Origin of the sequence: Cohnella yongneupensis, assembly GCF_042655785.1 — a bacterium.
In the GTDB taxonomy this organism is placed as follows: Bacteria; Bacillota; Bacilli; order Paenibacillales; family Paenibacillaceae; genus Cohnella; species Cohnella yongneupensis.
The window spans coordinates 106,953-132,750 of sequence record NZ_JBHSNC010000045.1; the positions used below are offsets into that span (position 1 = coordinate 106,953).

The 25,798-nt window shown below is 55.8% G+C and carries 25 protein-coding genes and 1 tRNA gene; 4 read left to right on the forward strand and 22 right to left on the reverse strand.

Annotation, left to right across the window (positions count from 1 at the left end):
• The 4 genes from tpiA to ACFPQ4_RS14930 form a co-directional block, all read right to left on the reverse strand.
• Positions 1-753 (reverse strand): triose-phosphate isomerase, encoded by a 753-nt coding sequence (tpiA, locus tag ACFPQ4_RS14915; RefSeq protein WP_378112666.1) that lies wholly within the window; start codon positions 751-753, stop codon positions 1-3.
• 12 nt (positions 754-765) lie between these two features.
• Entirely contained in the window at positions 766-1,947 is a 1,182-nt protein-coding gene (locus tag ACFPQ4_RS14920; protein ID WP_378112667.1) for a phosphoglycerate kinase, read from the reverse strand.
• A gap of 128 nt (positions 1,948-2,075) precedes the next feature.
• Positions 2,076-3,080: a type I glyceraldehyde-3-phosphate dehydrogenase gene (gap, locus tag ACFPQ4_RS14925; RefSeq protein WP_378112668.1), complete on the reverse strand. Its 1,005-nt coding sequence runs from the start codon at positions 3,078-3,080 to the stop codon at positions 2,076-2,078.
• Positions 3,081-3,184: 104 nt separating this feature from the next.
• Positions 3,185-4,207, reverse strand: coding sequence for a sugar-binding transcriptional regulator (locus tag ACFPQ4_RS14930; protein ID WP_378112669.1), 1,023 nt, complete (start codon positions 4,205-4,207; stop codon positions 3,185-3,187).
• Between the two features lie 261 nt (positions 4,208-4,468).
• Between ACFPQ4_RS14930 and ACFPQ4_RS14935 the strand changes: the two genes are divergently transcribed.
• The 3 genes from ACFPQ4_RS14935 (at position 4,469) to sda (ending at position 5,700) form a co-directional block, all read left to right on the forward strand.
• Positions 4,469-4,543, forward strand: a tRNA-Arg gene (locus tag ACFPQ4_RS14935).
• A gap of 154 nt (positions 4,544-4,697) precedes the next feature.
• Positions 4,698-5,285, forward strand: a complete 588-nt coding sequence (gene clpP, locus ACFPQ4_RS14940; protein ID WP_378112670.1) for an ATP-dependent Clp endopeptidase proteolytic subunit ClpP — start codon at positions 4,698-4,700, stop codon at positions 5,283-5,285.
• Positions 5,286-5,442: 157 nt separating this feature from the next.
• Entirely contained in the window at positions 5,443-5,700 is a 258-nt protein-coding gene (sda, locus tag ACFPQ4_RS14945) for a sporulation histidine kinase inhibitor Sda (protein ID WP_378112671.1), read from the forward strand.
• A 160-nt stretch (positions 5,701-5,860) separates the two neighbouring features.
• Here sda and ACFPQ4_RS14950 read toward each other — a convergent pair whose 3' ends face one another.
• The 18 genes from ACFPQ4_RS14950 to ACFPQ4_RS15035 all read right to left on the reverse strand — a co-directional run bounded on the left by ACFPQ4_RS14950 (position 5,861) and on the right by ACFPQ4_RS15035 (position 23,669).
• The gene (locus ACFPQ4_RS14950) at positions 5,861-6,130 is read right to left on the reverse strand and encodes an HPr family phosphocarrier protein (protein ID WP_027086334.1); all 270 of its coding nucleotides are present in this window, start codon (positions 6,128-6,130) and stop codon (positions 5,861-5,863) included.
• A 100-nt stretch (positions 6,131-6,230) separates the two neighbouring features.
• Positions 6,231-7,166 carry a DNA-binding protein WhiA gene (gene whiA / locus ACFPQ4_RS14955; protein ID WP_378112672.1) on the reverse strand — a complete coding sequence of 312 codons (936 nt, stop codon included), beginning with the start codon at positions 7,164-7,166 and terminating at the stop codon, positions 6,231-6,233.
• A 3-nt stretch (positions 7,167-7,169) separates the two neighbouring features.
• Positions 7,170-8,159, reverse strand: a complete 990-nt coding sequence (locus ACFPQ4_RS14960) for a gluconeogenesis factor YvcK family protein (protein WP_378112673.1) — start codon at positions 8,157-8,159, stop codon at positions 7,170-7,172.
• Between the two features lie 9 nt (positions 8,160-8,168).
• Positions 8,169-9,059, reverse strand: a complete 891-nt coding sequence (gene rapZ, locus ACFPQ4_RS14965) for an RNase adapter RapZ (protein ID WP_378112674.1) — start codon at positions 9,057-9,059, stop codon at positions 8,169-8,171.
• Between the two features lie 87 nt (positions 9,060-9,146).
• Positions 9,147-10,103, reverse strand: a complete 957-nt coding sequence (locus ACFPQ4_RS14970) for an ROK family glucokinase (protein ID WP_378112675.1) — start codon at positions 10,101-10,103, stop codon at positions 9,147-9,149.
• Between the two features lie 67 nt (positions 10,104-10,170).
• Positions 10,171-11,121 carry a thioredoxin-disulfide reductase gene (gene trxB / locus ACFPQ4_RS14975; protein ID WP_378112676.1) on the reverse strand — a complete coding sequence of 317 codons (951 nt, stop codon included), beginning with the start codon at positions 11,119-11,121 and terminating at the stop codon, positions 10,171-10,173.
• Between the two features lie 35 nt (positions 11,122-11,156).
• A complete protein-coding gene (locus ACFPQ4_RS14980; protein WP_378112677.1) occupies positions 11,157-12,887 on the reverse strand; it encodes a tetratricopeptide repeat protein in 1,731 nt (576 codons plus the stop codon).
• A gap of 110 nt (positions 12,888-12,997) precedes the next feature.
• The gene (locus tag ACFPQ4_RS14985; RefSeq protein WP_378112678.1) at positions 12,998-13,954 is read right to left on the reverse strand and encodes a ribose-phosphate diphosphokinase; all 957 of its coding nucleotides are present in this window, start codon (positions 13,952-13,954) and stop codon (positions 12,998-13,000) included.
• An 86-nt stretch (positions 13,955-14,040) separates the two neighbouring features.
• Positions 14,041-14,844 (reverse strand): histidinol-phosphatase HisJ, encoded by an 804-nt coding sequence (hisJ, locus tag ACFPQ4_RS14990; protein WP_378112700.1) that lies wholly within the window; start codon positions 14,842-14,844, stop codon positions 14,041-14,043.
• A 39-nt stretch (positions 14,845-14,883) separates the two neighbouring features.
• Positions 14,884-15,570 carry a bifunctional phosphoribosyl-AMP cyclohydrolase/phosphoribosyl-ATP diphosphatase HisIE gene (gene hisIE / locus ACFPQ4_RS14995; protein WP_378112679.1) on the reverse strand — a complete coding sequence of 229 codons (687 nt, stop codon included), beginning with the start codon at positions 15,568-15,570 and terminating at the stop codon, positions 14,884-14,886.
• Positions 15,567-16,325, reverse strand: coding sequence for an imidazole glycerol phosphate synthase subunit HisF (gene hisF, locus ACFPQ4_RS15000; RefSeq protein ID WP_378112680.1), 759 nt, complete (start codon positions 16,323-16,325; stop codon positions 15,567-15,569). The genes hisIE and hisF overlap by 4 nt, the downstream gene beginning before the upstream one ends.
• Before the next feature lie 16 nt (positions 16,326-16,341).
• On the reverse strand, positions 16,342-17,109 hold the full coding sequence (gene hisA, locus ACFPQ4_RS15005) for a phosphoribosylformimino-5-aminoimidazole carboxamide ribotide isomerase (RefSeq protein WP_378112681.1): 768 nt from the start codon (positions 17,107-17,109) through the stop codon (positions 16,342-16,344).
• A 7-nt stretch (positions 17,110-17,116) separates the two neighbouring features.
• Positions 17,117-17,734 (reverse strand): imidazole glycerol phosphate synthase subunit HisH, encoded by a 618-nt coding sequence (hisH, locus tag ACFPQ4_RS15010; RefSeq protein WP_378112682.1) that lies wholly within the window; start codon positions 17,732-17,734, stop codon positions 17,117-17,119.
• Positions 17,735-18,343, reverse strand: coding sequence for an imidazoleglycerol-phosphate dehydratase HisB (gene hisB / locus ACFPQ4_RS15015; RefSeq protein WP_378112683.1), 609 nt, complete (start codon positions 18,341-18,343; stop codon positions 17,735-17,737). It lies immediately after the preceding gene.
• Entirely contained in the window at positions 18,340-19,629 is a 1,290-nt protein-coding gene (gene hisD / locus ACFPQ4_RS15020; RefSeq protein WP_378112684.1) for a histidinol dehydrogenase, read from the reverse strand. Before hisD ends, hisB begins: the two co-directional genes overlap by 4 nt.
• Positions 19,630-19,675: 46 nt before the next feature.
• Complete coding sequence (hisG, locus tag ACFPQ4_RS15025; RefSeq protein WP_378112685.1) at positions 19,676-20,311, reverse strand: ATP phosphoribosyltransferase; 636 nt, start codon at positions 20,309-20,311, stop codon at positions 19,676-19,678.
• Positions 20,311-21,531: an ATP phosphoribosyltransferase regulatory subunit gene (locus ACFPQ4_RS15030; RefSeq protein WP_378112686.1), complete on the reverse strand. Its 1,221-nt coding sequence runs from the start codon at positions 21,529-21,531 to the stop codon at positions 20,311-20,313. The genes hisG and ACFPQ4_RS15030 overlap by 1 nt, the downstream gene beginning before the upstream one ends.
• A 206-nt stretch (positions 21,532-21,737) precedes the next feature.
• Positions 21,738-23,669 (reverse strand): FAD-dependent oxidoreductase, encoded by a 1,932-nt coding sequence (locus ACFPQ4_RS15035; RefSeq protein WP_378112687.1) that lies wholly within the window; start codon positions 23,667-23,669, stop codon positions 21,738-21,740.
• 214 nt (positions 23,670-23,883) lie between these two features.
• Here ACFPQ4_RS15035 and ACFPQ4_RS15040 point away from each other — a divergent pair, with 214 nt between their 5' ends.
• Positions 23,884-25,797: an FAD-dependent oxidoreductase gene (locus ACFPQ4_RS15040; RefSeq protein WP_378112688.1), complete on the forward strand. Its 1,914-nt coding sequence runs from the start codon at positions 23,884-23,886 to the stop codon at positions 25,795-25,797.
• The last annotated feature ends 1 nt before the right edge of the window (position 25,798 follow it).

A 25,798-nucleotide genomic window follows, 5' to 3' on the forward strand; every position in this document is an offset into this window, starting at 1 on the left:
TTACTTCGCCCCTTCGACTAGCGCCACGTAGGACGCCGGCTCAAGGCTCGCGCCGCCCACTAGGGCGCCGTCGATGTCGGACTTGCTCATGTATTCCGCTACCGTATTCGGCTTAACGCTGCCGCCGTATTGGATGCGGACTTTGCTTGCCACTTCAGCGCCGTACAACCCGGACACTACATCGCGGATATAAGCCGTAACTTCGTTCGCGTCGTCCGCGGTCGAAGATTTGCCCGTTCCGATCGCCCAGATCGGTTCGTAAGCGATAACCGAAGCAGCGACTTGTTCAGCCGACAGGCCGACAAGCGCGCCTTCCGTCTGCACGCGGCATACTTCTTTCGTCTGTCCCGCTTCGCGCTCCTCTAGCTTCTCGCCGACGCAGATGATCGGCGTAAGACCGTGCTTGAACGCCGCATGGACTTTCTTGTTCACGGTCTCGTCCGTTTCCGCGAAATATTGGCGACGCTCCGAGTGTCCGATAATAACGTAATCCACGCCGAGATCTTTCAGCATTACGCCGCTGATCTCGCCCGTGTAGGCTCCGTTATCTTCGAAATGCAGGTTTTGCGCGCCGATCTTGATGCTCGTGCCTTTAACCGCCAAGGCAAGCGCTGGCAGTGCCGTGAACGGAGCGCAAATTACACTCTCCACGCCAGCTACTTCCGCTTTGCCTTTCACTTCGGCGACGAAGGAAGTCGCTTCGGAAACGGTTTTGAACATTTTCCAGTTGCCCGCAATAATCGGTGTTCTCATCGTATCCAACTCCTATTTGTCGTTCAGCGCGACTACGCCTGGAAGAGCTTTGCCTTCCATGAACTCCAGCGATGCGCCGCCGCCCGTCGAAATATGATCCATTTTATCGGCTAGCTTGAATTTCTCTGCCGCTGCAGCGGAATCTCCGCCGCCGATGACCGTATAAGCATCGGTCGTCGCGCAAGCTTGTGCGACCGCACGGGTACCGTGGGAAAGATCTTCGACCTCGAATACGCCCATCGGTCCGTTCCATACGACCAGCTTGGAGTTTTTAATAACGTCCGCATAGATTTCGCGAGTTTTCGGTCCGATATCGACGCCTTCCATGTTAGCAGGAATGCCGTCGATGCCGACGACTCTAGCGTTGACTGCTGCTTTGAAATCTTCCGAGATGACGATATCGACAGGCAAAAGGAAGTTTTTGCCGAGCTTCTTCGCTTTCTCCATGAATTCAAGCACGAGGTCAAGCTTGGAGTTATCGCACAGCGACAGGCCGATTTCGTGGCCTTGCGCTTTGAAGAACGTATAGGACAGACCGCCGCCGATCAAGATGTTGTCGGCGATTTCGATCATTTTGTTGATGACATCGATCTTGTCTTTAACTTTGGAGCCGCCGACGATCGCGGTGAAAGGACGCTCTGGATTATGAAGCGCCTTGCCGAGTACGTCGAGTTCTTTCTCCATCAGCAAGCCGGATACGGCCGGGAGGAAATGCGCTACGCCTTCGGTCGAAGCGTGAGCGCGGTGTGCCGCGCCGAACGCGTCGTTCACGTACAGGTCGGCAAGCTCGGCCAACGCTTTGGCAAGCGCCGGATCGTTGCTCTCTTCGCCTGCCTCGAAACGTACGTTCTCGAGCAGCAACACGTCGCCGGCTTGAAGCGCGTCCGCTTGCGCTTTAACCGCTGCGCCTACGACTTCGTCGGCTTTAGCAACCGGCTTGCCGAGCAACTCGGACAAACGAGCCGCAACAGGCGTCAAGCGCAGGCTATCGACCGCTTCGCCCTTCGGACGGCCAAGGTGGCTCGCCAAAATGACTTTCGCGCCGTTCTCGATCAAGTAGCGAATCGTTGGGAGCGTCTCGCGAATCCGCGTGTCGTCCGTAATAGCACCATTTTCAAGCGGCACGTTAAAATCAACGCGCACCAGTACCTTTTTGCCTGCTACCTCAACATCTCTTACGCTTTTCTTATTCAAGTACGATTCCTCCTCGGTCAGCTCTATATGCCTATCCATGAAGCAGGACACCCATCAAGGGTGTCCAGGGGGCAACACCCTCGAAATCCCCCTGCATGAGGGGGACCGAGGGGTTGCGTATGGCTTAATTACAGGCCTTTGCTAGCGATGAATGCAGCCAAGTCAACGACACGGTTGGAGTAGCCCCACTCGTTGTCGTACCAGGAAACGACTTTAACCATGTTGCCTTCAACGACCATCGTGGACAGCGCGTCGATCGTGGAGGAAGCAGGATCGCTATTGTAGTCGCTCGATACGAGCGGCTCGTCGGAGTAGTTCAAGATGCCTTTAAGCGGTCCGTCAGCAGCAGCTTTCAACGCTGCGTTCACTTCGTCAACCGTTACGCTAACTTTCAGCTCAGCAACGAGATCCGTTACGGATACGTTAGGCGTAGGAACGCGGAATGCCATACCGTTCAGCTTGCCTTTCAGTTCAGGCAATACGAGGGAAACAGCTTTCGCAGCGCCCGTCGAAGAAGGGATGATGTTCTCAGCGGCAGCGCGAGCGCGGCGCAGATCTTTGTGCGGAAGGTCAAGAACGCTTTGATCGTTCGTATAGGAATGGATCGTCGTCATCATGCCTTTTACGATGCCGAATTGGTCGTTGATAACTTTAGCGAACGGCGCGAGGCAGTTCGTCGTGCAAGATGCGTTGGAGATGATCGTGTGAGCGGAAGCATCGTATTTGTCTTCGTTAACGCCAAGTACGATCGTGATGTCTTCGTTCGTTGCAGGAGCAGAGATGATGACTTTTTTAGCGCCGCCTTTAAGGTGAAGCTCGGCTTTTTCTTTAGCCGTGAAAATACCCGTCGATTCAACGACGATTTCAGCGCCTACGGAAGACCAAGGGAGGTTGCCAGGATCGCGCTCTGCGAACACTTTGATCGTTTTGCCGTTGACGATAAGAGCGCCTTCGCCCACTTCAACGGTTCCGTCCAGACGACCATGCGTAGTGTCATACTTGAGCAGGTGAGCCAGCGTGCTTACGTCAGTCAAGTCGTTGATTGCTACGACTTCAACGTTAGGGTTGTTCAGGGAAGCGCGGAACACGTTACGACCGATACGACCAAAACCATTAATACCGATTTTTACCATTTTGGTTTCCTCCTTGTAATAGCCATTCTTTAATTTGATCTATGTCAAGCGCGTGAGGCGCCGAGACAACATTTCTACACTTTCATTGTAAAAGGTTGCAACCGTCAAATGTGCTTAAGCGCTTCTTCGGCGCCCGCTTCGTCCGTCACCAGCACGTCGTCGTGACCGAACCTCATAACCGAAGCGATCGCTTCGCCTTTGCTTCGTCCGCCGGCGATGCCGATTACGATGCCTGCCGCTTCGATATCTTCCAGCCGCAAGCCCGCCGTCGCCATCCGATGCACGACTTTGCCGTTGCGATCGAAGTAGTAACCGAACGCTTCCGCTAGCGCGCCGTCCTTCAACAGCTCATTCTTCGTGCCGTCGTTCAGCTTGCGCCTGCGTGCCATCGTGAGCGCATCGCCGATTCCGTGAACGACGATTCTTGCGCTGCGGATCATATCGACGACTTCGCGAACGTTGGGCTCTTGCATCAGCGTCTGGTACGCTTCTTCGCTGAGATGATCCGGTACGTGAAGCATCCTATAGCGAGCTCCCGTACGTTTGGCGAGTTCGGCGGCGATCGTGTTCGCTTGATAATCGACGCTTTCGCCTAGCCCTCCGCGCGCGGGTACGAACCAGTTGTCGCGAAGCTGGACCGGCGCCGCGAATTGCGAAGCCATTCTAGCCATCGTCGAGCCGCCCATCACTGCGACGACATCGCCGGATGATAAGCTCTCGCGCAGCACTCTGCTGCCCGCTCGCCCCATCTCGCGTTTAATGTGATCGGAGGTGTCGGAATCGCCCGGCACTATGATCACGCGCTTCAATCCGAAAGCTTGTCGAACCGCTTCTTCCAGATCCGATAGCCCGAACATTTCTTTAACGATCGGCTCCATCTCTTCGACGAGTTGCCGTCCGGCATCGCTTAACGCCATCCCGGCGGTCCCGATCTCGAGAAGCCCTTGCGAACGAAGCACTTCAAGCTCCGACCGCAGCACGCGCTCCGTTAAGTCGACGCTGGAAGCCAGCGTTCGCCTGCCGATCGTTCCCGTCACGAAGATGTGCCGCAAAATGTCGTACCGCTTCTCCATCGTCTGAAGAATATCGGGTATAAGCTTCTTTTGTATTTCTACGATTTTTCGCATGTATCCGCGTTTCCTCCCGGCAACCGACAGTCATCCTCGGCACTCATGCGATTCAGATTCGCTGGACGCGAATTGTCCCACCACTTCTATTTAAGTCCCACTTCTATATTATCGAAAATCGCGGTCGCTTGCAACAGCAATGTCCACGAAATGCACAAATATACTCATTGTGAATCGCTTGCTTTTCATACCTGTATGACCTATAATAACTCTTGCTGTCACGCATAAGCGGCTATCGGTTCCTTTTATAAATCAAAGCATGCGCCCGTGGTCCAACGGATATGACGCAGCCCTCCGAAGGCTGAGATTGAGGTTCGATTCCTCACGGGCGCGCCAATCTTCGTTTTTGCAAGCCAACCCATAGCATACAGCATAACCGACCGTTCCATACGGTCGGTTTTTTGTTTTCGCCTCTTTGACGTTCTTTGACTTTTGCATCCGATTTCGCTATGATCATGTATAAACCCAATCACGAGGAGGGACGTCACACATGAGTTTCATTCCAATGGTCGTCGAACAGAGTAATCGCGGGGAAAGAGCCTATGATATTTATTCCCGTCTGCTGAAGGATCGTATCGTATTTTTGGGTACGCAGGTGAATGACGTAGTCGCCAACTCCATCATCGCCCAGTTGCTGTTCCTTGCAGCTGAAGACCCGGAAAAAGACATTCACCTTTACATTAATAGCCCCGGCGGATCCATCACTTCCGGCATGGCCATCTACGATACGATGCAATTCATCAAACCTGACGTGTCCACGATCTGCGTAGGCATGGCTGCTTCGATGGGCGCGTTCTTGCTCGCGGCCGGCGCCAAAGGCAAGCGTTTCGCTTTGCCGAACAGCGAAGTCATGATCCATCAGCCACTCGGCGGAGCCGAAGGCCAAGCCAGCGATATTGAAATTCGCGCTCGTCGCATTTTGAAGCTGCGCGACAAGCTTAACGGAATTCTCTCCGAACGTACCGGTCAGCCGATCGAGCGCATCGAGAAAGACACCGACCGCGATAACTTCATGGAAGCGGAGACGGCGCGTGAATACGGCCTCATCGACAAAGTAATCGAAAAAGTCGGCGGATAACCCATACTACAACGACGCGATTGTGTCAAGACAAATTCAAATCTTTGAATGCCCCCTCTCCGACAAGGACGATCCATGGTATGCTATCACAAAGAGGGAATACCATATCCCTCCAGTTCTATCATCGCCTAGGAACGCTGGAAGAGGGGGATCCTGCATGAATCAACGGTCCTATCCGTACGTTGTAAGCAGCCATATCGAGCCGAATACGCATTTCCGACAACCCGGCCACGTACCCACCGACACGATCGCAGCACGCCGGTTAAGCGATAAAGCATCCTTGCTTCGTCCGCTACGGGATGAGCACTTGCTGGAAGTGTACCGGGAAGCCAAGAAGATGAATTTATCGCTCGAGTTCATAGAGTTGCTGGAAGAAGCCATATCCATACGTCAATTGGATTATCAAGAGGCTTAAGAGAACCGCTCGCTGCACCGCCGCCCCCTAGGGGACGGCGGTTTTTTGTTGTGCGCAAATAGCAAGGACGCAGCTAATGTAAGAAGCGGCTACGTCCTTGTTCAATATTAGGATTAAGATGCAAAAAGCTCCCATAATGGGAGCTTTTTGCTAAGTAATATTATTGATTCTCAAGCTCTTCCTTGCTTACCAGCTGCACTAAAGCGGTTACAGCTTGCTCTGCGTCAGAACCTTCCGCACTGATAGCAACCTCGGTCCCCGAGCTGATCGCAAGACTCATGATACCCATAATGCTCTTGGCGTTAACTTTCTTGTCATCCTTCTCCACGAATACATCAGAGGAGAATTTATTGGCTTCTTGCACGAATAGTGCCGCCGGTCTGGCGTGAAGCCCCGTTTTTAGCCGAACAACCACCGGCTGTCTCGTCATGGAACGGCTACCCCCTATCTTTGTTCGTCCCGCTTTTTCGGAACCCCGTGCATCGTTTCTTTGCTATTATAACATTGAACAAACCAAATACGCTATACGCTTATGCGCCGCCGTTTCGGATTTTTTCAGCCCATTCATCCAATTTCCGCAATCGGTGGTTGACGCCGGACTTGCTCACTTGGCCTTTGAGCAAATCCCCGACTTCTTTCAAATTCATGTCGGGATGCTGCAGGCGGATTTCCGCGACTTCGCGCAATTTATCAGGCAAATTATGCAATCCGACTTCTTTCTGCAACAGCTTTATGTTGTCGATCTGCCGTACGGCGGCTCCGATCGTCTTATTCAAGTTGGCGGTCTCGCAATTCACGATCCGATTGACCGAGTTGCGCATGTCCCTCATGATGCGGACGTCTTCGAATTTAAATAGCGCTTGGTGAGCGCCGATGATGCTAAGGAATTCGATAATCTTCTCGCCTTCCTTGATATAGAGAACGAAACCTTTCTTCCGCTCGATGAATCTGGCGTTGAGCTGGAATTTATTCGCCAAGTCGACGAGCGACTGGCAATGATCTTCGTACAAGGACGCGATCTCGAGGTGGTACGAGGAACCCTCCGGATTGTTCACGGAGCCTCCGGCCAAGAAGGCGCCTCGCAAGTACGCGCGTTTGCAGCACGGCTTCTTGATCAGAGTCTTCTCGATAGTCGGATGGAATTGGAACCCTTCCGTCGTAATCGATAATTCCTTTAGAATCTCCTCAACGCCGGCAGGTATGCGAACGACGTACACATTGTTCTTCTTCAGCCGCATCTTCTTGCGGACGAGCAGTTCGGTAGGTACGGTAAAATGCCGCTTGAGCAACGTGTAAATCCGGCGCGATATCGCCGCGTTTTCTGTAGCGATATCCAGCGCTACGCGTTTGCCGTTTAACGACACCGTTCCGTTCATCCGGATGAGCGCGGATAGTTCGGCACGCTCGCAGCAACTATCGGCGACGACCATCGTAAGCTCTTTTTTCGTTTGCGCCGCAAATGACATGCTTTACTCATCCTTTCGCATCATCCAGTCTTCCACGAGATGATAGATATGATCACTTAATCTAGCGGCATCATGTCGCAAATAAGTGCGGAACAACACAAGCTTATCGGCAATGACTTTGTAGCCTCGGCGAGTTACCTCTTCCAAGTCCAGATGTACCGCTTTCGAGCCTTTCTCAGCGTAACGGTCTTGCACTTGCGGAGGAATCTCGCCATCGTTCACGATGACGTAGTCGAATAGATGATGCCCGATATGCTTATGAATCGCGACCAAATGATCGCTGACGGAATAGTTGTCGGTCTCGCCCGGCTGCGTCATTACGTTGCAGACGAACAGCTTAACCGCGTCGGAGTTCACGATAGCCTCCGCAAGCTTCGGCACGATCAAGTTCGGAATAATGCTCGTATAGAGGCTCCCCGGTCCGATCAGAATCGCATCCGCTTGCTCTAGCGCTTCTACCGCCTCCGGCAAAGGTTCGACCTCGGCAGGCTCGATGAACACTTTGCGAATCGCCAGCCCCGACTTCGGTATGGTCGACTCGCCGACTACGATCGATCCGTCTTCCATTTCGGCTTTCAGTACGATCGCCTGGTTAGCCGCCGGAAGCACGCGGCCCCGCACGGCAAAGATGCGGCTAAGCTCCGTCACGCTCGTCACGAAGTCTCCGGTAATGTCCGTCATGGCGGCTAGAATCAGGTTCCCCAGACTATGTCCGGCGAGCCCCGTGCCGCTATTGAATCTATATTTGAGTACTTCCGCGAGCAAAGGCTCCGTATCCGCTAGGGCGGTCAGCACGTTACGAATATCGCCGGGTGGCGGAATCTGCAGCTCTTCCCGCAAAATGCCGGAGCTGCCGCCATCGTCGGCGACCGTCACGATCGCGGTAATATCGAGCGGCTTCTGCTTTAAGCCGCGCAACATGACCGACAATCCAGTGCCGCCCCCGATGACGACAATCCGCGGTTTGCGCGGAAGGTTCGCATGTCTAGTCATCGCGCCACCTCAACTCTGGCGATCGCGATCTGCATCGCGATGGCTGACTCGTACGAACTCTGTTTCGCTCGATCCTAGTCTGCGCCCCAAATATTCCGCAAGCGCAACGGAACGATGTTTGCCGCCCGTACAGCCGATACCGATCACGACTTGACTCTTGCCTTCCTTGTGATAGAGCGGAATCAAATATTGCAGCATATCCAGCAGCTTTGCTAGAAACGTCTGCGTCTCCGGCCACTTCATCACGTAATCGTACACTTCCGGCTCTTGCCCCGTCTTCGGCCGCAGCGCTTCCACATAATGCGGATTCGGCAAAAACCGTACGTCGAAGATCAGATCCGCATCGATAGGAACGCCGTATTTGAACCCGAACGACGTCACGTTGATCGAAATGCTGTTGCGGTCGAGATCCGTGAACCGTCCGATGATCTTCTCCTTGAGCGCAGCCGGCTTCAGGCTGCTCGTATCGATAACCTGGGTCGCCCAGCCTTTCAAATCTTCTAGCAATTTGCGCTCCAAGCGAATACCGTCGAGCGGCATGCCTTCCGGTGCGAGCGGATGCCGGCGGCGGCTTTCCTTATAACGCTGCACCAAGACGCTATCGGTAGAATCAAGGAACAGAATCTCGTAATGTATCGTGTAATGCTCGCGGATATAATTAAGCGATTCCGAGAGCGCGGTGAAAAACTCGCGACCGCGCAAGTCGATGACGAGCGCCACTTTCGCGATGCGCCCTTGCGACTGATCGATAAGCTCCGCAAACTTCGGTATAAGCACCGGCGGCAAATTATCTACGCAGAAAAACCCGAGATCCTCCAAGCTTTGAACGGCGATCGTCTTCCCCGCACCTGACATCCCCGTAATAATAACGAGCGTCGGTTGCGCCGTTATCATATCCATAAGCTTCCTCTCCCTTAGGTGGCTATGAACGACAGAACGCTTGACCCGCCGCGCGAGCAGCGGAGCCAAGCGTCAACAATTCCCGCATCACGCGCGTAGGAACAATCCCGCCGCGCCTACGACGCCCGCGTTATTCCCAAGCTCGGCGGCCACGATCTCGACGCCGTCTTGCGCGTTGGACGGCGTAAGCTTCTGGAATACTTCGCGAATTTGCGCGAACAGAAATTCCCCGGCTTTGCTGACTCCGCCGCCTAGAATGAACCGTTGAGGATTCACGACGACCGCTACCGCGGCCAGCGACTTGCCTAGATAGAAGGCCGCGCGGCTAACGATCCGCTGAGCAACTTCGTCGCCGTTTTTGGCGGCATCGAATACTTCCTTCGCTTCGTTAACGCCATTCTCGAGAAGCGACAACGAAGTCCGGTCTCCCCGGGCTACGGCGTCGCGCGCCATTTTAATAATACCCGTCGCGGACGATACCGTCTCTAGGCAACCCATCTTGCCGCAGCCGCATTGGATCGCCTCCAGATCCGGAACGACCGACATATGGCCGAGCTCTCCCGCCATACCCGTAGAGCCTTCGATGAGCCGATCGTTCAAGATGATTCCGCCGCCGACTCCCGTACCGAGCGTATAGCACACGCAGTTCGCAACGCCTTTGCCGGCGCCGCCCCATGCTTCTCCGAGCGCTGCAACGTTAGCGTCGTTGTTGATCTTGACCGGCTTGCCAAGCTTCTCTTCCATGATCTGCTTCACCGGCACGTTCTTGAACGGCAAATTCGGGGAGAAATTAATGATCCCCTCCGGTATGTTCAGGAAGCCCGCGATGCCGATGCCGACGCCGGCAACGGCATCCCATTCGGACGTGCCCGGAGGCACGAGCTCCTTCACGTATACCGCGATATTGTTCAGAACGGTTTCCGCGCCGCCGGCAGCCTCAGTCGGACCTTCGTGCGTGCGAAGCAAATCTCCCGAAGCATTGCACAATCCTACCTTGATAGCTGTCCCGCCAAGATCTACGCCTACGTACAACAATTGTGACATGTTAGTCGACACCTCATAGAGAATAATGGTTAACGCGTGGGGTATGAACGATTCAAAAGCAATAAAGTTAGCCTAGCGTCTGGCTCCAATCGTGAACGGCGGAATGTTCCAGGAACTTCTCGCAATCGAGAGCCGCCATGCACCCGCTGCCCGCAGCCGTGATCGCCTGGCGGTATTTCGTATCCTGCACGTCGCCGCAAGCGAACACCCCGGGAACGTTCGTCTCGGTCGTGCCCGGCTTCACGTTAATGTAGCCGAGCTCGTCCGTATCGATCTGGCCGCCTAGGAATTTCGTATTCGGCGTATGTCCGATAGCCACGAACAACCCTTGCGTATCGATGATCTCTTCTTCGCCGGTCGCGTTGTTCCGAACCTTCAGGCCGGTTACGCCAGTATCCCCCGCGATAACCTCGATCGGGGTTTTGTTAAGGCCCCACAAGATTTTGTTGTTCTCCCGCGCCCGGTCTTGCATGATCTTCGAAGCTTTCATCTCGTCGCGACGATGCACGAGCGTCACTTCGGACGCGAACCGGGTCAAGAAGTTCGCTTCTTCCATCGCGGAGTCTCCGCCGCCTACGACGATAATTTTCTTCCCTCGGAAGAAGAAGCCGTCGCACGTCGCGCAAGTACTCACGCCGCGGCCGACGTTATCGCGTTCGCCCGGAATGCCCATGTACTTCGCGGACGCGCCGGTGGAAATAATGAGCGACTCCGCCTTGAGCGTCTCGCCGCCTTCGAGCGACAGCGTGAACGGCTTTTGCGAAAGATCGACTTCGTTAATCCAGCCCGTGCGGAATTCCGCTCCGAACCGTTCGGCTTGCTTGCGCATGTTCGCCATCAAATCCGGCCCCATAATCCCTTCGGGGAAACCCGGGAAGTTCTCGACCTCGGTTGTCGTCGTCAATTGGCCGCCCGGCTCCGGTCCTTCGATAACAAGCGGAGACAAGTTCGCGCGCGCCAAATAGATCGCTGCCGTTAAGCCGGCAGGTCCCGTACCGATTACGATACATTTATGCATCCGTAGTGCCTCCTAGTCATGCTGTTCGCAAAATTCTAATGGAACGACGGTGTCGTTAAGTCCAGTTTCTCCCGAATGCCGCATGCTTCATCAATCCGATTCGCGTAACGGCTAATGCTCGCTTGGGAAACGCCGTAACGGTTCACCAAATCCGCGTACGTGACCGTGCGGCGATGCATCTTGGCCGTCCAATATTCCAACGCCGCCGCCCATCCCGCCCGCTTATGCAGCTTCGGAACCTCGGGATAGACACGCGATAAGAAATCGACCCATAACGTCATCATATCGTGCTGCTGAACGACGTCGTAACGACCGGACATCCCAGCGAGCGCATGCTCCAGCACGCCCTGCCATGCGCTGTCCCATACCGGCAGCCTAGCCGATTTGCGTCTGGCCTCCAGCGTAAGCGTCCGTCCGCCGAACGTAACCGCGAGCGAATCCTGCACGCCGATGGAGCGCAGCACGAGCACGGCTACTCGTTTCAACTCGTCGTCTTCTTCCGTGTCGATCAGAAACGCTTTGAGCGCTTCGATCACTTCTTCGTCCGCGATCAAGCCGAGCGCCTGAATGACCTGCACCTTCGTCTTCCGATCGCCGTGGCGGAGCGCCCAGAAGAAAGAGGATCGAATCAAAGGCTCGCGTTTAAGCGCCTCCGTAACGAGGGCGGGATTGTTCTCCCACTGACGGAACTGTTCCTCGAAAGGAAGGTGGTAATGATAATGCGCCGGAGCGCTATCTTCGCCTTCGCGTACTTTTTCCAGCCTGCGCAAGTAATAAGCCGGCACCGGCGAGTCCGTATCCAGCTTCTCCGCATGCTTCCAATGCTTCTCCGCTTCGTCGTACCGCGACAGATTCGTTGCCGCGACCGCCGCGAAATGGTGCAAGCTCGGTTCTCCCGCCAGCTCTCCCGTCCGCAGCAAGCGGCGGAAATGCCGGTAAGCCTCCCGATGCTCGCCTACGATGCCGAGCGTCGTCGCCATTTTGAACACATGCTCGGGATGGAACGGCACCGTCTTGTTAAGCCGCTCGATAAGCGAGCGCAGCGGTCCTTCTTGATTCGAATGCTGATAAAAAATCGCCAGGTTGCAGAGCGCGTGCAAATTGCCGGGCTCGGACTCCAGCACTTCGGTTATCGTTACGACAGACTTTTCGAACAGCCCCATATAATAGTATGCCAGTCCGAGGTTATTGCGCGCCGCCAGAAAGCTAGGTTCGCGGACGATAATGTCTTCCAATATTTTCACCGCGTCGGCAAAGCGTCCGGCTTCGAGAAGCTCGCGGGCTTTGTCGTGCGCGAACACGTTTTCCTTCGACTTGATCGTTGCGAGCTTCGTCGGGCGGTTCAGCTCGTACTTTAGCAGATCGAGCAGCTCATCCGCTTCGTCCAGAAACTGACCGTCGAGATCGTTTTCCAAATAGTGGACCAGCGCCTCTTCGGCCGCCTCGTAAAGCTCCATATTCGCGTAATTGTTAGCAAGGTAGTAGTAACACTCCGTCATCGCGGGATCGATACTGTCGATTACGGAACGCAGAATGTCGTTTGACTCCTGGTAACGTCCCATTTCCGACAGAATGCCCGCCATGTTGCAGTGATTGACCGGATTTTCCGGCTCGTATTCGACCGCCCTGCGGAAATATTTCAATGCCTTGTCGTAATGATACCGGTCCAGCGACTGCACGGCACGCTCGAAGAAAAAGGTCGCGTCCAGTCGAATCGGGATCACTTTGGGACGTCGGGGTTTGGCCGCGCGCTTCCGCTGACTCATCGGCAAGGCACCTCCTGTTGTTCTTAGATCATCAAGATTATAACACAGCGCACCCGATCCATAAAATAAAAACCGCCGACCCCCGGAGGCTGTCAGCGGCGGATATGCGGTTAAATGCCTGCGTTCTTGAACAACGTGCTGATCGAACCGCCCTCCATAATGATGCGGGTCGCGTCGGCCAGCATCGGAGCAACGGAGATGACCTTGAAGCGCGACGAGCGATCTTCCGGCAACAGGATCGAGTCGGTAACGACGACTTCCCTGATGTTAGGATGATCGAGACGTTGCAGCGCGGGGCCGGAGAACAACGGGTGAGTCGCGCAGACGAAGCCGTCTTCCGCGCCGCGCTCCTTCAAGCCTTCGACAACGTTCACGATCGTCGTGCCCGTGTCGATCATGTCTTCGATGATGATCGGCGTGCAGCCTTCGACGTCGCCGATGACGTGAGTGATGACCGACTCGTTGTGCGCCGGACGTTTCTTGATCATGATGGCGAACGAGCAGTCGAGCTGATTCGCCAGCTTCTCCGCCGTCGATGCGCGTCCCGCGTCAGGCGAGACGACGACCGGATTGCGTACATTTTTGGATTTTAGATAATCGCTTATGAGATCGAGAGCGGTTAAGTGGTCGACCGGAATATTGAAAAAGCCTTGGATCGCCGGTGCGTGAAGATCGATCGTCACGATCCGGCTCGCGCCTACCGTCGTAAGGACGTCCGCGACCATTTTTGCCGAGATCGGCTCGCGCGGGGCAGCCTTTCGCTCTTGGCGAGCGTAGCCGTAATACGGCAGCACTACGTTAATTGTCCGGGCCGAAGCTCGCTTAGCAGCGTCGATCATGACGAGCAGTTCGACGAAATAGTCATTGATCGGATGCGATAACGATTGCACGATGAAGACGTCGCAGTTCCGGATCGACTCCTCATAGTGTACGTACACTTCGCCGCTCTTGAATCTGGAGAGCTTGATTTTCCCTAGCGGCAATCCGAGATGCTCTGCAATCTTACCTGCCAATAATGGATTCGATGATCCGGAAAAAATACGAAGTTTACTGCTGCTACTGTCCATGTGACCCTCCAAAATAAATTATTCGACACGCGCGTGTCGAAATCCGTCAAAACCAACTCTCATTATACATGCTATACGGTCGGAATTCAAAAAGGAATCAGCGTGCGCTTACGCCCTTCGAAGGTCGCTAGATGAGCGTAGCCCGCTTTTTTCAGCATCGCTCTCGCTTCTGCTCCTTTTTGTCCTACTTTATCCGGATGATGGGCATCGGAGCCGTACGTTACGGGAATGTCCAGCGCGCTTGCCCGTTCCAACATACGCATGGACGGATATTGCTCCTTGCATGGGGCATGAATGCCCGCGACGTTCAGTTCGAACGCTAGTCCGTGCTTCTTCACCGCTTGCAGAGCCGCCTCTTCGAGCGCCGTTACGTCTTCCTCGGGAGGTCTAGCAAACCGCTTGATCGCGTCGATATGCCCGATATAGTCGTACAAGCCGGTCGCGGCCGCCTTCTGAATGGCATCGAAGTATTGCTCGTAAGCATCCACGACGCGGCGCCCTTCCCACTTATGCGCTTGACGGAAGTCCGTGACGTCCCACGTCCCGAGAAAATGAACCGATCCGATCACGTAGTCCCACGGATACGCGCGCACGATCGCGGCGATCGGCTCCTCGTAGCCTTCGACGTAATCGCCTTCGAGCCCTACGCGCACGTCGATCGTGCCTTTATAGCGCTCCTTCAGTCGGAAGCATTCCTCCACGTAACGCGGAAGCTCGTCCATCGACATGGCGATATCCGGGTGCTCCTCCTGGGACAAGTTAACGAGCGGCATATGGTCGGACAACCCGATCTGAATCATCCCTTGAGAAACCGCGCTTTGCACGTACTCTTCCAGCTCGCCTACGGCATGGCCGCAGCGAACGTTGTGCGTATGGTAATCGATCGGCATCCCTTGCGCATTCGTCTTCACGTCGGTCATTTCGTTCACCTAATCCTTCTTGATCGGTTTGCGATGTCTGAATTCAAGCTCCTGAAGCACATTGTCGAACGGGATGCCTTGTTCGCGCAGCAACACCATCAGGTGGAAAATAAGATCGGCAGCCTCGCCTTGAAGCTCGGCGGCGTCGCGTTTCATCGCGGCGATGATCACTTCCGCGGACTCCTCGCCTATCTTCTTGACGATCTTCTCCACGCCTTTGTTGAACAAGTATGTCGTGTACGCGCCTTCCGGACGCTCCGCGTCGCGCTGGGCGATCGTCGTCTCCAGACGGCTTAGCGGACCGAAGCGGTCCGATTGTTCGCCTTGCGCGGTTGCGGTTTGGGCAGCATCGGCGGGTTCCGCCTCGCGGTAGAAGCAGCTATACGCGCCGGTGTGGCACGCCGGCCCTTGCTGCAGCACCTTTACGAGCAACGTATCGCCGTCGCAATCATAAGCCAACGACTGGATCTGCTGCGTATGGCCGCTAGTCGCGCCTTTGTTCCACAGCTCGTTACGCGAGCGGCTCCAGAACCACGTCTGCCCGCTCTCGAGCGAGAGACGCAGCGATTCCTTGTTCATATAAGCAAGCATAAGTACTTCCTTGCTAATCGCATCCTGAACGACGGCAGGTACTAGTCCGTCCTCGCTCAAGGTAATTTGCTCCAACAACCCGTTATCTTTGAACTTCGCTGTCATCGTACGTTTACTCCTTCGCCGCGCAACGTATTCTTAACTTCTTGCACCGTGATTTCTTTAAAGTGGAAAATACTCGCCGCCAGCCCCGCGTCCGCGTTCGCTTCCGCGAACACGTCGACGAAGTGCTCGGCCGTGCCCGCGCCGCCAGAAGCGATGACGGGAATGCCGACGCCGTTCGATACGGCGCGCGTGAGAGCCAGATCGAAGCCGTTCTTCGTGCCGTCCGCGTCCATGCTCGTCAGCAGCAGCTCCCCGGCTCCCCGGCGCTCCGCTTCCTGCGCCCAGGCGATCGCGCGAAGGCCGGTCGGGTTGCGTCCGCCGTGCGTGTATACTTCCCAGTCGCCCCACTCGGCGTTCCACTTCGCGTCGATCGCCACGACGATGCACTGCGCGCCGAACATGCGCGAGCCTTCCGTGATCAAGTCCGGGGTACGGACCGCCGACGTGTTAATGCCTATCTTGTCCGCGCCCGCGCGAAGCAACCGCTTCATGTCCTCGACCGAGGAGATGCCCCCCGCGACGGTGAACGGAATCGTGATCTCGCCCGCCGTCCGGCGGACGACCTCGACTATCGCCGCGCGACCTTCCACGGAGGCGGTGATATCGAGAAATACGAGTTCGTCCGCGCCTTCGCGGTCATAGATCGCCGCAAGCTCCACCGGATCCCCGGCGTCGCGCAGATTCACGAAATTAACGCCCTTAACGACGCGTCCGTCTTTCACGTCTAGGCATGGAATGATTCGTTTGGCTAGCATAATGGGTCCCTCCTATCTATAGCGACCGCTTCGGATCGCAATAGTCGACGACTGCCCGATACGGAAGCGCCCCTCCGAAAATATCCAAAGCGCTGCCGATCGTAATATCCAGCTTGCCCCCGGTCAGCTCGCGGAACCGCGCCAAGTCCGCGATCGAGCGCGCGCCTCCCGCATAGGTCGCCGGAATTGTCGACCACTCGGCGAGCTTCTCGGCCAGCTTCTCTTGAACGCCTTCCCGCTTCCCTTCCACGTCGACCGCGTGAATAAGGAACTCGTCGCAGTAGCTTTCGAGCTCGCGGACGTTCGCCTCGTTCACTTCGAGGTCGCTGAACGTCGTCCACTGGTTCGTTACGACGTACCATTTGCCGTCCCGTTCCTTGCAGCTAAGATCGAGCACGAGCCTCTCCTTACCGACCTCCGACACGATTTTCCGCAAATTGTCCCTATGCAGTTGACCGTCACGGAAAACGTACGAAGTCACGATGACGTGCGAAGCGCCTTCGCGTAAATAGTCCGCCGCGTTGTCCGCCGTAATGCCCCCGCCGATCTGAAGGCCGCCCGGATACGCGCGAAGCGCCGACACCGCAGCTTCGCGGTTGCCTGCGCCTAGCATAATAATATGTCCGCCGGTTAACCCGTCTTCCTTGTACAGCGAGGCATAGTAGTCCGCCCCCCGCTCGGAGACGAAGTTTTCCACGACTTTCGAGGCATCGGCTTGCAGCGTCTCGCCGACGATCTGCTTAACTTTGCCTTGGTGAATATCGATACACGGTCTAAAACGCAACGTTAGCTCAACCCTTTCGCGTCGGGTCCGCGAGACCGACGAACTTCTCCAGCAACCGCATGCCTAGCGCGCTGCTTTTCTCGGGATGAAATTGCATCCCGAACAGCGAACCGCGTCCGACGATCGCCGTTACCGGCTGATGATAGTCCGTTACCGCAAGCAAGTCTTCGGACCGCTCCGGTAGCGCATGATACGAGTGCACGAAGTAGACGTGACCCGGCTCTACGCCATCGAATAACGGGCTAGCTTGCTTGAACGTCAATTCGTTCCAGCCCATATGCGGGACCTTGTAGCTTCCTTGGAACCGCACGACGCGGCCGGGAAGCAGGTTCAAGCCTTGATGAACCCCATGCTCCTCGCTCTCGGTGAACAAAAGCTGCATACCCAGGCAGATGCCGAGCAACGGCTTGCCCGTAGCTGCATATTGCTTGACTACGGCATCCAGTCCCGTCTCCCGCAAGTTCGCCATCGCGTCGCCGAACGCGCCGACTCCCGGGAGGATGGCTCCGTCCGCCGCCATAATTCGCGCCGGATCCGCCGTGACGACCGCTTCGCAGCCGAGCCGTTCGACGGCTTTGCTTACGCTGTGCAGGTTGCCCATACCGTAGTCGATAATGGCGATCACTTACAGCACTCCTTTCGTGGAGGGCACGCCCTTCACGCGTGGGTCGATCGACGTCGCTTCGTCGAGCGCGCGGCCGAACGCCTTGAATACCGCTTCGACCATGTGGTGCGTATTGCGTCCGTAGTGGACGATAACGTGCAGCGTTACGCGCGCCTCGAGGGCGAACTTCCATAGGAACTCGTGCACGAGCTCCACCGTGAAGCTGCCTACGTTCGTCGACGGGAATTCCCCGCGAAGCTCGAAGTGCGGACGATTGCTCACGTCGATGATGACTTGCGCCAACGCTTCGTCCATCGGAACGAATACGCTAGCATAGCGCTTGATGCCTGCTTTATCGCCGAGCGCTTCGCGCAACGCTTGGCCGAGGCAGATGCCGATGTCTTCTACCGTGTGGTGGTCGTCGATGTCGACGTCGCCTTTCGCGTCGACTTTAAGGTCGAATTGTCCGTGCTTGGCGAATAGGTCCAACATGTGGTTCAAGAACGGAACGTCCGTCTCGAGCTCTACGTTCCCCGTGCCGTCCACGCCTAGCGACAACGTAATATCGGTCTCGTTCGTGCGGCGGGATAGTGCGCCATTACGGCCTTGCTTAACTTCTAATTCGCTCATTTGGATTCCCGTCCTTCCAATCGGATTTCGACGGCGCGCGCATGTCCCTCCAGCCCTTCATGGCGGGATAGCGTGGCGATGCCGGCAGCGTCTCTGAGTAGCGCTTCCTTGCTATATCGGATAAGGCTCGATTTCTTCATGAAGTCGTCGACGTTCAGCGGCGAGGAGAATCTAGCCGTGCCGTTCGTCGGCAAAATGTGGTTCGGTCCGGCGAAGTAATCGCCGACCGGCTCGGAGCTGTACGGCCCGAGGAAAATCGCGCCCGCCGTCTCGATGCGGCCGAGCAGCTCCATCGGCTCTTCCGTCATCACTTCCAAATGCTCCGGCGCCAGCTTGTTCACGACCGCCACGCCTTCGTCCAGGCTGTCCACGACGAGAATCGCGCCGTGCATCTCCAGCGACTTGCGCGCGATGTCTACGCGCGGCAGCGTCGCTACCTGCAGCTCCAGCTCCGCCGCTACCGCGTCGGCAAGCCTTTGCGACGGCGTCACCAGCACCGCCGACGCCATCTCGTCGTGCTCCGCTTGCGACAGCATATCCGCGGCTATGTATCGCGGATCCGCGCCTGCGTCGGCTAACACGACAATTTCGCTCGGGCCCGCGATGCTGTCGATGTCGACCGCGCCGAACACGGCGCGTTTCGCCAGCGCCACGTAGATGTTGCCGGGCCCGCATATTTTATCGACGGCGGGAATGCTCGCCGTCCCGTAAGCCAGCGCGGCCACCGCTTGGGCGCCGCCGACCCGGTACATCTCCGTTACGCCCGCTTCAGCGGCCGCCACCAGGATGTACGGGTCGATGCCTTCGCGCCCGCCCGTCGCCGGCGGCGTAACGAGCGCGATCTCCGGTACGCCCGCGACCTTAGCCGGCAGCACGTTCATGAGCACCGACGACGGATACGCCGCCTTGCCGCCCGGAACGTACAATCCGACCCGGCGAAGCGGCCGGTGTATCATGCCGAGCATCGTGCCGTCCGGCTGAAGGTCTACCCACGTCCCGCGCTTCTGCTTCTCGTGGAACGCCGTAATGTTCGCCGCGGCTTGCCTAAGCGCCTCGAGAAATTCCGGCTCGACCCGCGCATAGGCGCCTTGGATTTCTTCGTCCGTTACGCGAAGCTGGTCCGGCGTCAGCGATACTTTATCGAATGCCGCCGTGTACCGCAGCAGCGCTTCGTCGCCTTCGCGGGCGATCGCCTCGACGATCTCCTTAACGGCCGCGTTCTGCTCCGGCGACCCGTATTCCACTTTGCGATCCAGCTTGAAGCCTTCCGCTTTACCTATATACATGCACAACCCCTCCAATCCGCTGAACTTAACCTTTTCGCATTCGCGTTTACACTCCGACCGGGATAACCGTACCTAGACGATCGCATAACGCTTGAATCGCCGTATTTTTCAGACGGTAGCTTACGCGGTTCGCGATTAATCGGCTCGTCACTTGGAACAGCGTCTCCATCTCCACTAGACCGTTCTCTCTAAGCGTCGTGCCCGTCTCTACCATGTCGACGATACGATCCGCAAGGCCGATAAGCGGCGCAAGCTCGATCGAGCCGTTCAGCTTGATCACTTCCACTTGCTCGCCCTGCTCGCGATAATATTGAGACGCGATGTTCGAATATTTCGTCGCGACGCGCGGATGGATGACAGGCTTCCAATCCGGCAACCCGATGACCGACATCCGGCACTTGGCGATGCCCAGGTCAAGCAGCTCGTAGACGTCCTTGTTTTCCTCCATCAGCACGTCCTTGCCGACGATGCCGATATCCGCCACGCCGTATTCGACGTACGTCGGTACGTCCACCGGCTTCGCCATGATGAATTCCATGTTCGCTTCCGGCACCGGAATGATCAGCTTGCGGGAATCGTCGAAGTCCTCGGGAATCGGAAGACCTGCTTCCCGGAACAGCTTGCTCGCTTGCTTATAGATACGCCCCTTGGGCATTGCGACTTTCAGAATATCCGCAGCCATTACGCCTGGCCCTCCTTCCGATCCCACAGCTCTACCGCTTCGTGGAACGTCGTGCCCCTGTATTCGAATCCGCTCGATTGGAACGCCGCCGTACTTAACCGCTCGTTCTTCCAACCTTCTACGTCCGATTCCGTCACTACGATATGACCTGCTGCCCGACGCTTCGTTGCCTCCGCGAGCGCTTCCGCACGATGGGAAGGAGCATAGACGATCAGTGTCCGCTTTGCTTCCTCCGCGACGTCTTCGACGACTTCCATGATCCGGGTCGTCTTAAGCGCGAAGCCGGTCGCGGGAGCCGGACGTCCGAACTGCGCCAACAGATTGTCGTAGCGACCGCCGCTGCACACCGGGAATCCCAATTGCGAGGCGTAGCCTTCGAACGTCATGCCCGTATAGTAAGAGAAATCGCCGATCATCGTCAGATCGATCAGCACGTTCTCTTGCACGCCGTAAGCCGTAAGGACGTCCCAAATCGCGCACAGATGATTAAGCGCGTCCTTGGCGCTCGCGTTGCCGCTCAGCAGCTGCGCTTGATCGCATACTTCCTGGCCGCCGCGTAGCCGCAGTACGCCTTCGAGCTCCTGACGCAAGCTATCGTCCAGCGATAGCTTCTTCAGAATGTCCCGATAGCCGACGTGGTCTCGCTGCAGCAAGCACTCTTTGAGCGCTTCTTGCTCGCTTGCGCGGCCCGGCAACGTCTCCTCGAACAAGCCGTTCAAGAAGCCGACATGGCCGATCGCGATCTTGAAGGAGGGCACGCCCGCCGCCTGCAATGACGCGATCGCAAGAGCGATCACTTCCGCGTCCGCCTCCGGAGAAGCGTCTCCTACGAGCTCGGCGCCGGTCTGGAAAAACTCCGCCTCTAGGCCGCCTTTCTCCTCGAACGCCCGGAACACGTTACCGTGATTACTGAGTCGCAGCGGAAATGGCTTCTCCTTAAGCAAAGATCCGACGACGCGTGCGATCGGAGCCGTCAGGTCGGATCGAAGCACGATCGTCGTCCCCCGTTGATTAAGAAGCTTAAATAGCTTCTGGTCCGACGTAGTGCTCGCTACGCCGACCGTATCGTAATATTCGATCGTAGGCGTCATGATCTGCTCATAGCCCCAGCGTTGCATGCAGGCGAGCACGTCTCGCTCGATCCGGCGCAGCTTCGCGACGGCATGAGGCAAATAATCTTTAACGCCCGTCGGTTTCTCGAATACTTTTGGTTTTGCCACTATACGCACCCTCGTTTCTAAACCCGTTCATATTTGCTTTACCGCTGTAAAGCGATAACAAGTTACCATACTGCCAAAATAAAGAATGTTAGACGTAATATTATCATGCCTTGTTGCACTCGTCAACCCATTTTACCGTTGGCAGATGACCGATAGGTAAGGCAAAAACCGCTTGATAGCCTAACGGCCACAAGCGGTCGGTTATGTTACTGAACCTTCACTCCGGTGACGTTCTCCACGAGGTCGCGAACGACCATGTAGGAGTCGCCGTTAGTGAGCTGATTTCTGTTTCCGAAGCTTTTAATCGTCTGCTCGTTGATCCATCCTTGATCGACAAGCCAGGCGGATGCTTGCTCGCGAGCGACGGATTGTCCGGCTGCCTGCGTAATCAAATACGCGACGTCGTCCCATTTCAACGCGGGATCCTCGGTCTTCAAGTAGCTGCCCGCGTCCGACTTCGATTGCAATGCCGGATATTTCTTTTGCATTTTGCGATAAACGTTGACGAAGCGCTTCGGACTAGAGATCTCGTCGAGTCCCCAATCCTCGTTCTTGTAGCCGCCAACCGCGGCGAACAGGTCGGCCGCCACTAGCAAGCCCGGATAATCTTTATGCTTGGTGTACGCCTGAGCCTTTAAATCCCTCATCTTAAGGTCCATTCCTTGCTGGGTCAGACGCTTGCGAAGCTCCGACATGTCGGCCTTCGAGCGAGACAGCTCGCGCAGCGACTTGTGCTTGTCCTTCGCGAGCTTCACGGCGGCGCCCGCCGCTTCGCCGGTCGCCATGCCGAGCGGTATGACGCGCGCGCTGCCGTGCGGAAGCGTATCGAAGCTTGCCGAGCGTCCGACGACTAGCAAGCCGTCGATCTTCTGCGGCACTAGCGCGCGGAACGGCACGCCGTATTGCAACGGATTCATCATGATCGAACCGGTCATGACCGAACCGGGTTTTCCAGCCGTGCTGGATCCTTGAATATCGACCTCATAAGAGCCGTAGGCGATCGCGTCGGAGAAATCGCGGTTCTCCAGCAGGTCGGCTATCGTCAACCGATACTCCCCGATGATGTGCCTAGACTCCCGCACATACAGCTCGGGCGCTACGCCCGCATATTGCACATTCCGGAACGGCTTATATTTTTTCTTCAAATAATCGACGATCAGGGGAGCTTCTTTCGTGCCGATCTTGATACCTTCCTCGAGCGAAGCCGGATCGAGCGGGTCGATGCCGTAGATCTGCATCGTATTCAGCAGAATCGTATTGTCGTCCTGACGCCCGATGTTTAAGCTACGGATTCTCACGCGGTCCGGATCGCTGGACTTATACGCCCTGGCATCTCCGTATCCCCATATGCTTCGCGCATCGGAGCCCCCGCCTGGGCCGACATGCTGCTTCATTTCCTGCCACACTTGGTCGGTAACCCCGCTAATCTTGAAGACGAGCGTTACCGCCACTCGAACGTCCGGAGACTCCCCGAGATCTTCTCGCAACAGCGTATAAGGAGCACCCGCGGCAGCGGCGATGTCGGCGTCTTGGGTCGCGTCGATAATCGCTCCGGCCCGAATCGTCTGCTCCTTGCCGTTATCCCTCGTAAGACGCATCCCGCTCACTTTGGAACCTTCCAGCAACGGAGTAACTTGCTTAGCGTTCATAACGAGATCGATATTCTTTTCGTCCTGCACCATCTTCTGGAACGCCCTCGCCGCTCGGTTCACGTCAAAGGAGGTACCCTGAATCATTTTGTACCACTCTTGGAACAAGCCGCCGTTCAAGTTTTTCTCCGGAAACTTAGCGTTAATGGTCGGCGATTTATTCAAGTCCAACGAGTTCAGCCAACCGATCGTCATCAAGCCACCCAGTACTTTGCGCGGCCGCGGCTCAACAAGCAGCACCTTCAGTCCATTACGGGCAGCCGATACGGCGGCCATTACTCCTTCGGGATCGGTGCCAACGACGATAACGTCATACGTTGCGGCCGGAGAGAGCGTCGTTACGAGCGGCTGTGATTGGATCTTTACATTATAAGAGGCTGCGAACGGTTGCGGTATTAGCAGGAATATCGCAAGCGCAAGAACGAGCAAGGTCCGCGCATATTTCAAGGCATATCGCATATTCGGGCGAAGCTTCGATTTCATATTCATTCTCTCTTTCTCTTATTCTTCCAACGAAGATAGCGTACTTCTTTAACAGAATAACACGCGGCCCTTCATAATTCGACATGCAAACAATGGCGACGGCGCTTTTTTACATGAATTTTAAGTCTGGGACATCCTATAAATCTCTTTACAGAACGATAGAATTTAGGTACCATTTGTGTGCTATTCACAAGAAATGCTAGGGGGAAAAAGACATCTAATGCTTCTACATCGCCGAAAGCGCCGCCACCGTCTTGCACCCTATATTTGGGCCTTCCTAATCGTACCTTTATTCATGACCACGTTCGGTTTACCCCATCTATCCGCCGCTACTTACAAAGTAGCGCTTAAACCGTTCGCTCCGATCACTTCCGTACTTGCACCCAAAAGCTATTACGACGTAATCGTAGTCGGCACCGATCCGGAAGGGGTTACCGCCGCGGTTTCCGCAGCACGTAACGGTCTCAAAGTGCTTCTGGTCGAGCCTCGCGGGCAACGAAGCATTCTCGGCGGCTTAATGACGCTCGGTTGGCTCAATTCGCTCGATTTGAACAAATCGCCGCTCATTTCCTCCAAGTACCCTGCTCCTTACTTGAACAAAGGCATTTTTCAAGAATGGTATCAATTGATCGAAGGCACTTCCTTCGACGTCAAACGCGCGGCAAGCGCGTTCCAGAAGCTCGTGCAGGACGAGCCGAACATCGACGTACTCATGAATGTGAAAAGCGTAGATCCGATCATAAGCAATCAAGCAATCGTTGGCATACATATCGTTAAAGCAGATCAATCTTCGTTAGACATACAAGCAGGATCGGTTATCGATGCTACGCAGGATGCGGATATTGCCGCCGCGGCAGGCGCGCCCTATACGATGGGACGTCAAGACATCGGAGAGCCGGACGCGCGCATGGCCGTTACGCTCGTGTTCAAGCTTAGCGGCGTTACGGACAAAGTATGGCAAGAAATGAAACAGCGTGTTGGTCCAGGCGGAGGCTCCGATGCTCGCAGCATTTGGGGATATTCCGAAGCCAAAGACTATCCGTCTTCCGACCCGACCCGCATAAAGATGCGCGGGCTCAATATCGGCCGCCAAGACGACAACACCATCCTAATCAATTCGATGCAAATTTACGGCATTAATCCGCTCGATCCCGCTTCCTTGCAAGAAGGTATGCAACTAGGCGCGAAGGAAGCGCCGCTGATCGTCGATTATTTGAAGAAAAAGTTCCCGCCGTTCAAAAGCTTGAAATACGCCGGTGTCGCTCCCGAGCTCTATGTCCGGGAAACCAGACATATTATCGGCGAGTATCGGCTGCGCATGTCCGATCTTATGGACAATCGCGACTACTGGGACGCAATAGCTTACGGTTCGTATGAAGTCGATATTCAATCGCTCAGCGCAACTTCGGGCGGCGCGATCATGATGCTGCCTGAACAATACGGCGTACCTTTCCGAACTTTGGTTCCGAAGGTTATCGACGGGTTGCTCGTCGTCGGCAGATCCGCTAGCTTCGATTCGTTGCCGCACGGAAGCGCGCGCGTCATTCCCCTGGGCATGGCCACTGGCCAGGCCGCAGGCGTCGCGGCGAAGCTAGCTAAGGAGCGCAACCTGACGTTCCGTCAACTATCGGCGTCCAGACCGGCCATTGCCGAATTGCGTAGCCGTCTGACGAAGCAAGGCATGGATCTGGCGATGAGACCTTTTGCGAAGCCCGATTACGCCAAGCATCCCGATTATGTCGGATTACTTATGGCTACCAGCCTTTCCCTGACTGCGGGCGGTTACAAGAACGACGCATGGAAGCTGGATACTGCCGCCAATCCTGCGTTATTGCTTAACAGCGTTCGCAGGCTACAACTAATGTACCCATTGAAGTTCAATACAAACATCGATGGCTTGCTGACCATAGAAAAACCGCCTGCCCCTCTAACGCTGGAACAGACGGCTTATCTAATGGCAAAAATGATGGGAATTAACGTAGAGCCGGACGCCGCGCTTAAGGAAATGACCGATCATTACTGGATTAGCCGCAATACGGTTAACGGAATTAAGGACGCAGGTCAGCTAACGAACGGCGAGTTGTTCATGATCATTAATGACGTATTGGTTAATTACGGCATCGTCATCAAGTAAG

What these genes read in the sequence shown, in the direction of transcription:
- ACFPQ4_RS14985 (WP_378112678.1), bottom strand. Translation starts at nt 13,954, where the DNA reads ATGGACAGTAGCAGCAGTAAACTTCGTATTTTTTCCGGATCATCGAAT.
- sda (WP_378112671.1), top strand. Translation starts at nt 5,443, where the DNA reads ATGAATCAACGGTCCTATCCGTACGTTGTAAGCAGCCATATCGAGCCG.
- ACFPQ4_RS14960 (WP_378112673.1), bottom strand. Translation starts at nt 8,159, where the DNA reads ATGACTAGACATGCGAACCTTCCGCGCAAACCGCGGATTGTCGTCATC.
- clpP (WP_378112670.1), top strand. Translation starts at nt 4,698, where the DNA reads ATGAGTTTCATTCCAATGGTCGTCGAACAGAGTAATCGCGGGGAAAGA.
- rapZ (WP_378112674.1), bottom strand. Translation starts at nt 9,059, where the DNA reads ATGGATATGATAACGGCGCAACCGACGCTCGTTATTATTACGGGGATG.
- ACFPQ4_RS14970 (WP_378112675.1), bottom strand. Translation starts at nt 10,103, where the DNA reads ATGTCACAATTGTTGTACGTAGGCGTAGATCTTGGCGGGACAGCTATC.
- hisD (WP_378112684.1), bottom strand. Translation starts at nt 19,629, where the DNA reads ATGTATATAGGTAAAGCGGAAGGCTTCAAGCTGGATCGCAAAGTGGAA.
- tpiA (WP_378112666.1), bottom strand. Translation starts at nt 753, where the DNA reads ATGAGAACACCGATTATTGCGGGCAACTGGAAAATGTTCAAAACCGTT.
- ACFPQ4_RS14950 (WP_027086334.1), bottom strand. Translation starts at nt 6,130, where the DNA reads ATGACGAGACAGCCGGTGGTTGTTCGGCTAAAAACGGGGCTTCACGCC.
- gap (WP_378112668.1), bottom strand. Translation starts at nt 3,080, where the DNA reads ATGGTAAAAATCGGTATTAATGGTTTTGGTCGTATCGGTCGTAACGTG.
- ACFPQ4_RS14930 (WP_378112669.1), bottom strand. Translation starts at nt 4,207, where the DNA reads ATGCGAAAAATCGTAGAAATACAAAAGAAGCTTATACCCGATATTCTT.
- trxB (WP_378112676.1), bottom strand. Translation starts at nt 11,121, where the DNA reads ATGCATAAATGTATCGTAATCGGTACGGGACCTGCCGGCTTAACGGCA.
- whiA (WP_378112672.1), bottom strand. Translation starts at nt 7,166, where the DNA reads ATGTCATTTGCGGCGCAAACGAAAAAAGAGCTTACGATGGTCGTCGCC.
- hisG (WP_378112685.1), bottom strand. Translation starts at nt 20,311, where the DNA reads ATGGCTGCGGATATTCTGAAAGTCGCAATGCCCAAGGGGCGTATCTAT.
- ACFPQ4_RS14980 (WP_378112677.1), bottom strand. Translation starts at nt 12,887, where the DNA reads ATGAGTCAGCGGAAGCGCGCGGCCAAACCCCGACGTCCCAAAGTGATC.
- hisB (WP_378112683.1), bottom strand. Translation starts at nt 18,343, where the DNA reads ATGAGCGAATTAGAAGTTAAGCAAGGCCGTAATGGCGCACTATCCCGC.
- hisJ (WP_378112700.1), bottom strand. Translation starts at nt 14,844, where the DNA reads ATGCCGATCGATTACCATACGCACAACGTTCGCTGCGGCCATGCCGTA.
- ACFPQ4_RS15035 (WP_378112687.1), bottom strand. Translation starts at nt 23,669, where the DNA reads ATGAATATGAAATCGAAGCTTCGCCCGAATATGCGATATGCCTTGAAA.
- hisF (WP_378112680.1), bottom strand. Translation starts at nt 16,325, where the DNA reads ATGCTAGCCAAACGAATCATTCCATGCCTAGACGTGAAAGACGGACGC.
- ACFPQ4_RS15040 (WP_378112688.1), top strand. Translation starts at nt 23,884, where the DNA reads ATGCTTCTACATCGCCGAAAGCGCCGCCACCGTCTTGCACCCTATATT.
- hisIE (WP_378112679.1), bottom strand. Translation starts at nt 15,570, where the DNA reads ATGACAGCGAAGTTCAAAGATAACGGGTTGTTGGAGCAAATTACCTTG.